Genomic DNA, 12949 nt, shown 5'->3' on the forward strand with positions numbered 1-12949 from the left:
AATAGAAAACCAAAAAATCGCAAAACAGCGAAAAATATTTTGGGGCATTATACGATGAATGCGCTGAAAAAATAAGGCATTAAACCGATCTTCAATGCAATGTTACAACTTTCAGTTCGAGTGTTTTTTAAACGCTTGTTTTCAGCAGTTTTTATATGCTTACCAAGTTAAAACCTACACTTCATTATGAAAATTTTAGATAAACATTCATATTTTTTTGCAATTTCACTTATATTCATTAATGGTAGACTGTGTAATATTTAACTCACGCAGATGAAGTCACATGACCTATAAAGACGAAACTTTGGCTATCCATGCTGGTTATAACCCTGAGGCCACCACTAAAGCTGTGGCTGTGCCGATTTACCAAACGACCTCGTATGCCTTTGATAATACGCAACACGGCGCTGACCTATTTGACCTGAAAGTCCAAGGCAATATTTATACCCGTATTATGAATCCAACCACTGCGGTGCTCGAACAGCGTTTAGCTGCACTCGAGGGAGGTATTGGGGCTTTGGCTTTGGCTTCGGGCATGGCTGCCATTACTTATGCTATTCAAACCATTGCTGAAGCAGGTGACAACATTGCTTCAGTGTCGACCTTGTACGGTGGCACTTATAACCTGTTTGCCCATACTCTGCCGAAACAAGGCATTGAGGTACGCTTCTTTGATTATCAAGATCCAGAAGCCCTACGTGGTTTAATTGATGAAAAAACCAAGTTGGTTTTTGTTGAATCCATTGGCAATCCACTGGGCAATATTATCGACCTAGAAGCAATTGCCAAAATCGCCCACGAATATGGAGTACCTGTAGTGGTCGATAATACGGTTGCAACCCCTGCTTTGCTTAAACCGTTTGAATATGGTGCTGACATCGTGATTCACTCGCTCACTAAATATATTGGTGGACATGGCAATTCGATTGGCGGTGCGATTGTTGATAGTGGCAAGTTTCCTTGGGGCAAATATCCTGAGCGCTTTAAAGTGCTGAATACACCCGACCCAAGTTATCACGGCGTGAACTATGTTGAAGCTTTGGGCGAAGCAGCCTATATTGCTCGCGCTCGTGTCGTTCCATTGCGCAATACTGGCGCTGCGATTAGCCCACTCAGTGTGTTCCTGATTCTGCAAGGCTTAGAAACACTCAACTTGCGTATGGAACGTCACATCTTCAATGCGCAGAAAGTCGCAGAATATTTACAAGCCCATCCCAAAGTAAAATGGGTTAACTATGCTGGATTGAAAAATCACCCTCAGCATGGCTTGGCACAAAAATATGTCAAAGGGCAGCCTTCCGCAATTTTATCTTTTGGGGTACAAGATGGCCTTGAAGGTGGGACACGTTTTATTGATGCCCTACAACTGTTTACACGCTTAGTTAATATTGGGGATGCCAAAAGTTTAGCATGCCACCCTGCAACGACCACACATCGTCAGTTGAATGAAGCGGAACTGCTATCAGCAGGCGTGAGTACCGATATGGTGCGCCTATCCATAGGGATTGAACATATTGATGATTTAATTGCGGATTTGGAGCAAGCCTTAGCTCAAGTCTGAAATACATCCTACAAAATAAAAGCTTCAATCACATGATTGAGGTTTTTTATACAGCTGTCTTTTATATTTATAGCCCTTTAATTTCATTTTGATTCGTGATAAAAGTTAATTATTAGAATAAGCAAAATAGAGTTTTTACTCTAAAATTATTTATTAATTCAATAACTTATGCCGTGATATTTTGAAGCAGTTTAGGTATCATATTGTTAAGGAAAGCAGCTGCATTGGTCCAAAAATCCAGCATAAATAATCGAATACAAAAACAGCCATAACCCTCAAATATTCTATTTAGATCAGGAAAGATAAAGTGAATTCAAGAATTGATAGACTTTTTAAAGAACGTGTAAACGGAAAAACCGTCTTAATTACAGGTGCTTCAAGTGGTATTGGTTTAACAGTTGCACATAAACTGGCTGATGCAGGCGCACATGTACTATTAGTTTCACGCACCAAAGAAACCTTAGAAGAAGTCAAAGCAGATATCGAAGCCAAAGGTGGTTCAGCTACGGTTTTCCCTTGTGACTTAAATGATTTAGATTCCATTGATGAAGTTTCTAAACAAATTTTAGCTTCAGTAGATCATATTGATATTTTGATTAACAACGCAGGACGCTCAATTCGCCGCGCGGTACATGAGTCAACAGAGCGCTTTCATGATTTTGAACGCACCATGCAGCTCAACTACTTTGGTGCTGTGCGTTTAGTGATGAACATCTTGCCACAAATGATGATTCGTCGTGATGGTCATATTATTAACATTAGCTCAATTGGTGTATTGGCAAATGCTACCCGTTTCTCAGCGTATGTAGCATCTAAAGCTGCTTTGGATGCGTTCAGCCGTTGTCTCTCAGCCGAAGTACATTCACATAAAATTGCGATTACGTCAGTGTATATGCCTTTAGTCCGCACACCGATGATTGCACCAACAAAAATTTATAAGTACGTACCCACGCTTTCACCTGAACAAGCAGCAGATTTAGTCGCGTACGCGATTGTGAAGCGTCCGAAGAAAGTCGCAACCAACCTCGGTCGTTTGGCATCTATCACTTATTCAATTGCACCAGACATCAACAACAAACTCATGTCGATTGGCTATAACTTATTCCCAAGCTCTAGCGCATCGGTAGGTGAGCCACAAAAACTCAACTGGGTACAAAAAGCGTATGCACGCTTATTCCCAGGTGAACACTGGTAAGTTTCCTGATCATGACCCAGCTTTTCATTGAAAGGCTGGGTTTGCACATTTTGCAAGTTTTAACAGATCGTTAAGAAATAAAATAAAATATAAAAATAAGAAGAAAAGGAGATAAAAATGCAGGCACTTTATATTTTCAAACTCTTTTGTTTCATTTTTGCCTCACTTATGGCTTTTAATCTATATATAGAACTTCGCCTTCCTGATCATTCAATTTGGCAAGTTATGGTTTATGGCGGGCTAATGATGATTTTGATCGAATTTGCTTTCAGTAGCCGACTCGCTGCCCAATGCTCAAGCTCTCATTTAAACAATAAAAATCACACAGACTCTACACCAGCAAAAACTCCCCCACCGTCTCGTTTATATAGCAATATTTTATTAAAAATAGGGCTGATATCGACGCTTTCAGGGCTACTTGCTCAAAGTGTAATAAACTAGAGACCCACTATTTTTTATAGACAAAAATAAAGATGACGATGCAATCTCACATTTTGTGTTATAAACAGCCGTCATTTTTTGTTTTGTGAGTCTATGCGCACTTTTTCTTTCGTCCTGCAATACGTATGTATCGCCTTTGCGATTTACCTCAGCTACCGCGTAGGCAGCAGCCTGTATTTACAAGATTATGTGATGATGGATGTCGTGGCCAATGTCGGCACAATTCTGATCTGTATCGACCTTGCTGTTTTCCTTTGGCATAGTCGTAGCACGCAAGCTATGAGCCTGAAAGATTATGCGACGAGACTAGAACAACCTGCACCGACTTTTGTCAAAGTATGTCGAAAGCTAGGGCATTTTGGCATTATGCTAATCATCACCAGTTGGATCGTGCCAATCATCAACGGATAAAAGAAACCATAAAAAAACCTCCCACTTGGGAGGTTTTTTTATTTAAACATTAAAGATTATTTAGAACCTTTAATCCCCGCTTGAAGCAACAATGCACCTAAACCACCAATTTTATTTTCTTGAGGTTTAGTCGCTTGTGGCTTCTTGTTTGTTTGAGTGCGCTCGCCTTGCGGACGTGCTTGTTGTGGACGTTTACCTTGTGGTTTACGTTCACTACGCTCTGCATTTTCACGGCGTGGTTGACGTGGAGCTTTAGGCGCATCAGCACCTTCAGGGCGCATCGACAAATTCACACGATTACGCTCCGCATCTACACTGAGTACACGCACTTGCACAATTTGACCTGGTTTCGCCACTTTATGCGGATCTGCAACAAATTCATTCGCCAATTCTGAAATATGGACCAAACCGTCTTGGTGTACACCCACATCCACAAAAGCACCGAAGTTCGTCACATTGGTCACAACACCTTCAAGCTGCATGCCTTCTGCTAGCTGCGCTACTTCCGTAATGTCTTCACGGAATTTTGCGGTACGGAACTCTGGACGCGGATCACGACCTGGTTTTTCCAGTTCAGACAGTACATCTTGAATGGTTGGTAGACCAAATTTCTCATCTGTAAATTCTTCTGCATTCACTTGGCGAATAATTTCAGAGTTACCAATGATGTCTTTCACTGTTGTCGCTTTCGCTTCAACAATTTTAGCAACCAATGCATAAGACTCTGGGTGAACTGCAGAAGCATCCAATGGCTCTGAACCATCTTGAATACGTAAGAAACCTGCCGCTTGTTCAAAAGTACGCTCGCCTAAACGTGGCACTTTCTTCAAATCTTGGCGGTTGTCAAAACGACCATTTTCTTTGCGGAAATCGACAATTTGCTGTGCAATCGACTTATTCAAACCTGCGATATAACCCAAAATAGCAGATGATGCAGTATTAACATCCACCCCCACCGAGTTCACACAGTCTTCAACCACCGCTTCAAGCGTTTTTGCCAAACCAGTTTGGTTCACATCATGTTGGTACTGACCTACACCAATCGACTTTGGATCAATTTTTACTAGCTCAGCCAATGGGTCTTGTAAACGACGTGCAATCGACACAGCACCACGAATCGACACATCTAGCTCTGGTAGCTCCGCAGATGCCAATTCAGATGCTGAATAAACTGATGCACCCGCTTCTGATACTGAAACACGGGTCAGTTTTAAATCACTGTTTGCAGCCATCATTTCAGCCACAACGCTTTCTGTTTCACGGCTTGCTGTACCATTGCCAATGGCAATCAGGTCAACATTGAACTCGCGACATAAACGCGCCAGTTCTGCAATTGAACCCGCTTTATCTTCTTTAGGTGCAAATGGATAAACCGTGCTATGTGCAAGTACATCACCTGATGCATTCACCACAGCCAATTTCACCCCTGTACGGATGCCAGGGTCTACACCTAAGGTTGTACGTGCACCCGCTGGTGCAGACAACAATAAATGACGTAAATTTTCAGCGAAAACATCCATTGCTTCAGATTCAGCTGCGAGACGTTTTTCGGTGAGCAACGAGTGTTCGATGCTTGGACGAACCTTGCCTAACCAGAACAATTTTGCCGTTTGCTTTAAGTAATCTTGACGCGCTTGTGGCTGTGCAGTTTCAAGGCTGTATTCTGTTTCAATACGCGCCAATGCTGCATCATCTTCGCCATCAACTTTTAAACCTAAAACGTTTTCTTGACGACCACGTAACATCGCCAATAAACGGTGTGATGGGACTTTGTTTAAATTTTCAGAAAAATCGAAGTAATCGCGGAATTTTTTGCCAACTTCTTTCTTCTCATCACTTGCCACTAAACTTTTTAAAGTGGCTGTTTTTGCAAACATTGCTTTAAGTTCAGTTGTCAGTGCAATATTCTGCGCCCAGTCATCAATTAAAATATGTTGAATCGCATCCAACTGACTTTCTAGATCTGGATAATCTTCATGGCTAAAGCCTGCCAATGCTTCAGCAGGATCAACCGCTTCTGCAAAGATTTTTTCTGCAATCGGGCCCAAGCCTGCTTCTTTAGCTTTAAATGATTTACTGGTCCGTTTTGGACGGTACGGTGCGTAAATTTCTTCTAAGGCATTTTTAGTTTCAGCAGCATTTACACGTGCCAACAAATCATCAGACAATTTATCTTGTTCTTTTAATGATTCGATTACCTTTTCGCGACGTTCAAATAAATCACGCAAATAAGCCAAACGTGTATCGAGCTGACGTAACTGCGCATCGTCCAAGCCTTGCGTGACTTCTTTACGGTAACGCGCAATAAATGGAACGCTAGCACCTTCATCAATCAACTTGATGGCAGCCTCGATTTGATTTGGACGTACGGCAATTTCTTTTGCCAACTGCTGAACTAAGTCAGTCATCGTATGTGATCCCACAAGGATATGTACTAAAAGCCATGATTATAAAGACCAAGACTATAAAATCCACAACTGTTTTATGAATTTCACCGCTTAAATGTGACATATTTCGGGCAAATTTCATAAATCCATATTATTTTCAGTGTTAAATCTTATTTTTAGTCATTCTTTGCCATGTTTTTCTATGGGCTAAGATGTATACATTTGGTATCTATGTCTTGATTTTACCTGCAATATTTGTTGCTTTAGAGCATAGTAAAGACATACAAATGAGTCGTATACTCAAGACTACCCCGACTTTTGTTTACGATGACAATAAAGAATAAAGGAGCACTTCAATGAGTTTAGTTGTACCTGCTGAAAAAACAGATGCCGTACATAACGACGCCGATCGCGTTGAACGCATTTTAGTGGTAGATGACGATGTACGTTTACGTACGCTACTCCAACGCTTTTTAGAAGATAAAGGCTTTGTGGTAAAAACAGCGCATGACGCAACCCAAATGGATCGTCTCTTACAGCGCGAACTGTTTTCACTGATTGTGCTCGACTTCATGCTCCCTGTAGAAGATGGCTTAAGTATCTGCCGTCGTCTACGCCAATCCAATATTGACACACCTATCATCATGCTGACCGCACGTGGCAGTGATTCAGACCGTATTGCAGGCCTAGAAGCAGGTGCAGATGACTATTTACCGAAACCATTTAATCCAAATGAGTTGTTAGCACGTATTCGCGCCGTATTACGCCGCCAAGTCCGTGAAGTTCCAGGTGCACCAAGCCAACAAATGGAAGTGGTCAGCTTTGGTCCATGGTCACTTGATTTATCAACACGTACCCTAACGCGTGAAGGTCAAGTCGTGACTTTAACTACAGGTGAGTTTGCGGTACTGAAAGCCTTGGTACAACACCCACGTGAGCCTTTGACTCGCGACAAATTGATGAACCTTGCGCGTGGCCGTGAATGGGGTGCAATGGAACGTTCGATTGATGTCCAAGTATCTCGCCTACGTCGTCTAGTAGAAGAAAACCCTGCTCGTGCGCGTTATATCCAAACCGTTTGGGGTGTGGGTTATGTCTTTGTTCCAGATGGCGCGGAATAATTCAAAACTGAAAAATACGGCTTTGGTCTTTTAAAGCTGAGTAGCAATAATAGGCACGACGGAGTCCTAAAATTAAGCTCAACTTTATCGATTAACCTGCGGTTCGCCTTACTTTTGTTTCGACAAAAGTAAGCAAAACCATTGCCATCTGCAAAACTCGGCATATTTCTGCATTTCAACATCATACTCGCAGAAACTTTATAACATTCAGAGCTCCTGCCTCGAACAATTGCAGATGACTTTTCGCGTATCGCATACCTGTCACCATTGAACTATGTTACTTACATAGAAACAGGAAATCACGTGAAACTCGAACCCATCGACCCTCAAAAATTTACAGATTACGAAGCTTACTCAGAGAGAAAGCGCACGCGTTGGGAACGGTTTCTCGACAAAATTAAGCCACGCTCTGCTGCCATGCGCACCACTGTGCTGGTGTTGTTTGTGGTGTTCTTTAGTTTATTTATGTCCTTGTGGTTCTTTTGGCGAACCTTATATCTACCTGAAATTCAACAACACGCCCGCTATCTTGCGGTTGAATTAGAAATACTCAACAACCCTGATTTGCGTATTTATCATAAAGATGCGGAAGTTGATGTCGATGACTGGCTAAGAAGTCGGGTGGGCATTGAATACGTTACCAACCCCAAAGAATATCCAAATGTCAAAGACAAGGTCATTGCTGAATTCTTTACCAACCAAATTGAAGCCAAGCTCGCCAAAGAGCTGAATGTAGAACATGCTACAGTTTATTTTCAATTTAAACCGAGTCCACGTATTTGGATTCAAACCCCAGAAATGAATGGTAACTGGGTACGTGAACCACTCAAAACCTATGCCAACTATAGTCCAGAGCTGATTTTTGGCTGGTTACTTGGTGTTCCCCTGATTGCAGCGGCCATTATTTTAACCCTTGTTCGCCAACTTAACCGCCCGCTACGTCGACTGCAAAATGCTGCCAATAATTACAGTAAGACAGGAAAAGCCCCTTATCTCGAGACCAACCATGGGCCACAAGAAATCCGTGAGGTCAATCAGGCTTTTAACCACATGATCTATACCTTAGATCAAACTGAACGTGACCGTCGAATTATGTTGGCAGGGATTTCCCACGACTTACGTACACCATTGACCCGTATCCGACTCAGTGCAGAAATGATGCCTGATGATGATTTTTTAAAAGAAGGTCTGATTTATGATGTCGAGGACATGGATGCGATCTTAAATCAGTTCATTTCCTATATGCGCGACGGTTCAGATGAGGAAATCCAAGACACCGATTTAAATATGTTGTTACAAGAATTGGTGGTGCAGTTCAAACCTCTAGATATTCGTTTTGACGCAACAGAACTTCCCATTATTCAAGCACGCAGTTTATCTCTCAAACGCCTAATCGGTAATCTCATCAATAATTCAAAACGTTATGGTGCTGAACCTATTGAACTCTCCGCAACACTTGAAAATGAACACATTTTAATTAGCGTAGCGGATCATGGCGAAGGGATCCCAGAAGACCAAATTGAAGAGCTCATGCAACCTTTTGTCCGTGGTAATGAAGCCCGAACCGTACAAGGTAGTGGCTTAGGTCTCGCGATTGTGAAGCGAATTGTGGATATTCATCAAGGCGAATTGATTATTCATAATCGTGCACAAGGTGGACTCGAAGCAATTATTTCTCTCCCCTTAAATACTCAGCAAGATGTTGAAATTTCAAACAACAATCCGCTCGAAAAACTCAAGCAAACACTAGTAGAGCATTTTTAATATTGAACAATAGTTGAGCAAATGATTTTGTTCAACTATTCAACAATTTAATTTTACCAAATATATTTCAAATACTTACAAATCATCAGAAAAGCTTATACCCACATTTTTTCAAAAAATTAGACCTTAGCCTAACAGGTATGCACAATGTCGTTCTTGATCGGTACAATCGGTGCCAGATCCAGAATATTAACGAGAGTAAACCATGTCTTTAGATCGTATCCGTTTAGCTTCACTTCACGATAAAGTCATCAGTGCAGAAGAAGCGTCTGCTTTTATTGAAGATGGCATGACTGTAGGGATGAGTGGCTTCACTCGTGCAGGCGAAGCGAAAGCTGTACCTTTGGCATTGGTTAAACGTGCGCACACAAATCCTTTAAAAATCACACTAATTACAGGCGCTTCTTTAGGCAATGACCTAGACAAGCAATTGACTGAAGCAGGTGTATTGGCACGTCGTTTACCGTTCCAAGTAGACAACACTTTACGTAAAGCAATCAACAAAGGCGAAGTGATGTTCATTGACCAACACTTGTCTGAAACTGTTGAACAAATGCGTAACCTTCAGTTGAAAAAACCTGATATTGCTGTGATTGAAGCAGTCGCAATTACTGAAGATGGAGGCATCATTCCTACAACGTCTGTCGGCAACTCTGCAAGCTTCGCCATTTTTGCTGAAAAAGTCATTGTTGAAATCAACACCAACTTAAGCCCTGCTTTTGAAGGCTTACACGATATTTATATTCCAACTTACCGTCCAACACGCCAACCGATTCCACTAACTCAAGTCGATGAGCGTATTGGTACACATGCAATCAATATCGACCCTGCAAAAATTGTCGGTATCGTCATCAACAACGACTTACACGACTCTCCATCTACCGTAACGGCACCAGATGATGAAACTCAAGGTATTGCAGATCACCTCATTGCTTTCTTTGAAAAAGAAGTAGCTGAAAATCGCTTACCTAAAAACTTAGGCCCATTACAAGCAGGGATTGGCTCAATTGCCAATGCTGTACTTACAGGCCTTAAAGATTCAAACTTCGAAGACTTGGTCATGTACTCAGAAGTACTCCAAGACTGTACCTTTGAATTGATTGATGCGGGTAAAATGAAATTTGCATCAGGTTCTTCAATTACCCTTTCTGCTAAATATGGCGAGAAAGTATTTAATAACCTTGAAGCATACAAAGATAAGTTAGTACTGCGCCCACAAGAGATTTCAAACCACCCTGAATTGGTTCGTCGTCTTGGCATTATCGGCATCAATACTGCACTTGAGTTCGACATTTACGGTAACGTAAACTCAACTCACGTTTGCGGTACGAAAATGATGAATGGTATTGGTGGTTCAGGTGACTTCGCCCGTAATGCACACTTGGCAATTTTCGTGACCAAATCAATTGCAAAAGGCGGTGATATTTCATCAATCGTTCCATTCGCCTCTCACGTAGACCATGCTGAACATGACGTTGACATCCTAGTCACTGAACAAGGTTTGGCTGACCTTCGTGGTTTAGCACCACGTGAGCGTGCACGTGCGATTATCGACAACTGTGCTCACCCACTTTACCGTGATGCATTAAATGACTACTTCACACGTTCATGTGAGAAAGGCGGTCATACCCCTCATATCCTTCGTGAAGCATTGTCTTGGCATTCTAACTTTGAAGAAACAGGTCACATGCTTCCTGTACAAGCAGAAGCAAAATCGGCTTAATTCAAAGCTTTAAAAAACGCCCAGTTGGGCGTTTTTTTATATCTGATGAAAAGTGTAATAAAACACTTATCAAAATAAAAAAACTCAATTAATCTAAAGGCATCCAAAAAATAAAAATGCCAAGCTCATGTTCATTATTCGCCCCTATTTCGAAACCGATTTAGAAGACGTCATTGCCCTCTGGGAGGTGTGTGACCTCACTCGCCCGTGGAACAACCCTGAAATTGATATTTTTAGAAAGACTGCACAAAAAGATGGTCTGTTTTTATTGGCTGTCAAAGATGAGCAACTGATCGCAACCTTGATGGGGGGTTATGACGGTCACCGTGGTTGGATTAATTATTTGGCGGTACATCCACACTTCCAACGTAATGGGGTCGCAACCGCACTCATACAGCAGCTAGAGAAGCGCCTGATTGCTTTGGGCTGCCCCAAACTACAGTTGCTTGTACGTAAAGAAAATATCGACGTGCAGAGCTTCTATGAACAACTGGGCTATGAAGAAATTGATGTGGTCTGTTTTGGGAAACGCTTGATTACCGATTAAGCATAGACATTTAATGCACCAATACCGCTAGACGTCCCAATCTTACAAAAATTGGAAATGTAAGTTCAAAGATTTGGCTCACATGATCATCAAGCGCAAAAAATACTTTTAACTCGTATAAAGGGTCATCGGCATTTTTCACTCGATAATGCTTCAACGCAGACCAAGTATTGAAGTAATCCAACAATTGGTCAGCAGACCACTGAAACGACATCGACAATTCAGGCGTCGTTATTTCTTCAAAAGGAAAAGGAATGGTTTGATAGGCCTCGTCGACATATCGTCGTTCGGCATCCCAATAGCCCTTCAAAGTCTTAAAATAAAGTCGCTCAATACAGCCCTGTAGCTCAGGATGTTGCAGTTGAATAAGGCCATAGCCGATGACAGCGAGAACTCCATCTGATTTTAATGTGCGATTCACCTCTGCATAAAACCGATCAAAGTTAAACCAATGAATCGCTTGTGCCACTGTAATTAAATCAAAACTCTGCTCAGCAAAGCTGGTGTGCTCTGCGGACTGAACTTGATAACTGACATTTTCAAAATATGGCGCATGCTGTAACTGCTGGGTACTGATATCTGTCGCCACCACGGCATCAAAATAAGGTGCCAACAGTTGAGTCAGCTGTCCCGACCCCGCACCACAATCCCATGCAAATTGCGGAGTAACTACATACTTGAGTATTTCTTGAATCAAACTCGCTGGATAACTCGGACGTGCCAATTGATAAAGCGAACTTCCTGATGAAAATAAATCTTTCATAAGCCACCCTCAATCTTATTTTTGATTCGAAATTAACACACCCTCCAGCACGAAAAGCATAATTTTGTCCAACATCCAATCAGATGGAATTTTTATTCAAACAAAAAAAAGCCCCAAACAATGTTTGAGGCTTTTTTGAATATGGTGGCGAGACCCAGGATCGAACTGGGGACACACGGATTTTCAATCCGTTGCTCTACCTACTGAGCTATCACGCCGATGCCGTGTATTAAGCCGTATCTCGGATGAATAGTCAATAAAAATCATCACTTTTTTATTTGATCGAATAAATTTCAGGCAAAAAAAATCCCTGATGGGATCAGGGATTGAAATCTTTAAATTAGATTTAAAATATGGTGGCGAGACCCAGGATCGAACTGGGGACACACGGATTTTCAATCCGTTGCTCTACCTACTGAGCTATCACGCCGATGTCGCGTATTAAACAGTTTAAGCCGTGTAGCGTCAAGTGTGTTTTCACAAAAATCTTTTGAATGCTTACTTTTACAGCAATATTCAACACCCTTTGCACATTTTTTGATTCACCCTGTGTACTTAAACTAAGGCTCAATCACTTTCCATGAAGAAAAGCAGCTTAAAATGACCTCAAAAAACTTAAATTTTGCCAATGTGCTCTAAGCAACGATGAATCGCGCCACAGCCTGGCTCAAACACTTTCACACCTTTACTTTCTTCCATGCGACACGTTTCTTCAACCAGTCGCTCCGCAACCCCTCGCCCACGATTTGCTGGATGTACCACGATATATTCAAGCGTTTTATTTTCACCCTGCCCGCTACACCAAAGTGCGCCAATGACTTTAGTATTAAATTCTGCGGTATAAAGTAAGGTATACTGAGCCAGATTCTGCTCAAGTTGTTCTACGGCATCATGCCCATCGCCAAATTCAGGACTGGTGTCGTACAGTCGCTCTAGCTGGCTGCGCAACTCTTCTTTTTCTAGTGAAGTATAAGCGTGTACGGTAATAGGCATTGATAAACCCTCCTGAGCAATCTAATATGCGGTGACTTCGTTA

At 41.8% G+C, this 12949-nt stretch carries 11 protein-coding genes and 2 tRNA genes; 8 read left to right on the forward strand and 5 right to left on the reverse strand.

Annotated features, from left to right (window positions below; genetic code table 11):
• The first annotated feature begins 283 nt into the window (after positions 1-283).
• The 4 genes from DPG01_RS03385 to DPG01_RS03400 all read left to right on the forward strand — a co-directional run bounded on the left by DPG01_RS03385 (position 284) and on the right by DPG01_RS03400 (position 3608).
• The gene (locus tag DPG01_RS03385) at positions 284-1561 is read left to right on the forward strand and encodes an O-acetylhomoserine aminocarboxypropyltransferase/cysteine synthase family protein (protein WP_110974187.1); all 1278 of its coding nucleotides are present in this window, start codon (positions 284-286) and stop codon (positions 1559-1561) included.
• Between the two features lie 307 nt (positions 1562-1868).
• Positions 1869-2756 carry an SDR family NAD(P)-dependent oxidoreductase gene (locus tag DPG01_RS03390; RefSeq protein ID WP_086209061.1) on the forward strand — a complete coding sequence of 296 codons (888 nt, stop codon included), beginning with the start codon at positions 1869-1871 and terminating at the stop codon, positions 2754-2756.
• Positions 2757-2873: 117 nt separating this feature from the next.
• A complete protein-coding gene (locus DPG01_RS03395; protein WP_110974188.1) occupies positions 2874-3197 on the forward strand; it encodes a hypothetical protein in 324 nt (107 codons plus the stop codon).
• A 93-nt stretch (positions 3198-3290) separates the two neighbouring features.
• On the forward strand, positions 3291-3608 hold the full coding sequence (locus DPG01_RS03400; RefSeq protein WP_086209063.1) for a hypothetical protein: 318 nt from the start codon (positions 3291-3293) through the stop codon (positions 3606-3608).
• A 56-nt stretch (positions 3609-3664) separates the two neighbouring features.
• Here DPG01_RS03400 and DPG01_RS03405 read toward each other — a convergent pair whose 3' ends face one another.
• Complete coding sequence (locus tag DPG01_RS03405) at positions 3665-6016, reverse strand: Tex family protein (protein ID WP_110974189.1); 2352 nt, start codon at positions 6014-6016, stop codon at positions 3665-3667.
• Positions 6017-6351: 335 nt separating this feature from the next.
• On the opposite strand from DPG01_RS03405, the gene ompR reads away from it, so the two are divergent.
• The 4 genes from ompR (at position 6352) to DPG01_RS03425 (ending at position 11150) form a co-directional block, all read left to right on the forward strand.
• Positions 6352-7116 carry a two-component system response regulator OmpR gene (ompR, locus tag DPG01_RS03410; RefSeq protein WP_086209065.1) on the forward strand — a complete coding sequence of 255 codons (765 nt, stop codon included), beginning with the start codon at positions 6352-6354 and terminating at the stop codon, positions 7114-7116.
• A gap of 303 nt (positions 7117-7419) precedes the next feature.
• The gene (locus DPG01_RS03415) at positions 7420-8880 is read left to right on the forward strand and encodes an ATP-binding protein (RefSeq protein WP_110974190.1); all 1461 of its coding nucleotides are present in this window, start codon (positions 7420-7422) and stop codon (positions 8878-8880) included.
• A gap of 205 nt (positions 8881-9085) precedes the next feature.
• Positions 9086-10603 (forward strand): acetyl-CoA hydrolase/transferase family protein, encoded by a 1518-nt coding sequence (locus DPG01_RS03420; RefSeq protein ID WP_086209067.1) that lies wholly within the window; start codon positions 9086-9088, stop codon positions 10601-10603.
• Positions 10604-10730: 127 nt separating this feature from the next.
• Entirely contained in the window at positions 10731-11150 is a 420-nt protein-coding gene (locus DPG01_RS03425) for a GNAT family acetyltransferase (protein ID WP_086209068.1), read from the forward strand.
• A gap of 10 nt (positions 11151-11160) precedes the next feature.
• Here DPG01_RS03425 and DPG01_RS03430 read toward each other — a convergent pair whose 3' ends face one another.
• The 4 genes from DPG01_RS03430 to DPG01_RS03445 form a co-directional block, all read right to left on the reverse strand.
• Positions 11161-11913 (reverse strand): class I SAM-dependent methyltransferase, encoded by a 753-nt coding sequence (locus DPG01_RS03430; RefSeq protein WP_110974191.1) that lies wholly within the window; start codon positions 11911-11913, stop codon positions 11161-11163.
• Positions 11914-12055: 142 nt separating this feature from the next.
• Positions 12056-12131, reverse strand: a tRNA-Phe gene (locus tag DPG01_RS03435).
• Positions 12132-12267: 136 nt separating this feature from the next.
• A tRNA-Phe gene (locus tag DPG01_RS03440) sits at positions 12268-12343 on the reverse strand.
• A gap of 185 nt (positions 12344-12528) precedes the next feature.
• Positions 12529-12906: a GNAT family N-acetyltransferase gene (locus DPG01_RS03445; protein ID WP_086209070.1), complete on the reverse strand. Its 378-nt coding sequence runs from the start codon at positions 12904-12906 to the stop codon at positions 12529-12531.
• Positions 12907-12949 lie beyond the last annotated feature (43 nt).

The sequence above is a fragment of the Acinetobacter sp. WCHAc060042 genome (assembly GCF_003231195.1).
Lineage (GTDB): Bacteria > Pseudomonadota > Gammaproteobacteria > Pseudomonadales > Moraxellaceae > Acinetobacter.

Coding starts and splice junctions, on each gene's coding strand:
- DPG01_RS03385 (WP_110974187.1), top strand. CDS start 284: ATGACCTATAAAGACGAAACTTTGGCTATCCATGCTGGTTATAACCCT.
- DPG01_RS03395 (WP_110974188.1), top strand. CDS start 2,874: ATGCAGGCACTTTATATTTTCAAACTCTTTTGTTTCATTTTTGCCTCA.
- DPG01_RS03400 (WP_086209063.1), top strand. CDS start 3,291: ATGCGCACTTTTTCTTTCGTCCTGCAATACGTATGTATCGCCTTTGCG.
- DPG01_RS03405 (WP_110974189.1), bottom strand. CDS start 6,016: ATGACTGACTTAGTTCAGCAGTTGGCAAAAGAAATTGCCGTACGTCCA.
- ompR (WP_086209065.1), top strand. CDS start 6,352: ATGAGTTTAGTTGTACCTGCTGAAAAAACAGATGCCGTACATAACGAC.
- DPG01_RS03420 (WP_086209067.1), top strand. CDS start 9,086: ATGTCTTTAGATCGTATCCGTTTAGCTTCACTTCACGATAAAGTCATC.
- DPG01_RS03425 (WP_086209068.1), top strand. CDS start 10,731: ATGTTCATTATTCGCCCCTATTTCGAAACCGATTTAGAAGACGTCATT.
- DPG01_RS03430 (WP_110974191.1), bottom strand. CDS start 11,913: ATGAAAGATTTATTTTCATCAGGAAGTTCGCTTTATCAATTGGCACGT.
- DPG01_RS03445 (WP_086209070.1), bottom strand. CDS start 12,906: ATGCCTATTACCGTACACGCTTATACTTCACTAGAAAAAGAAGAGTTG.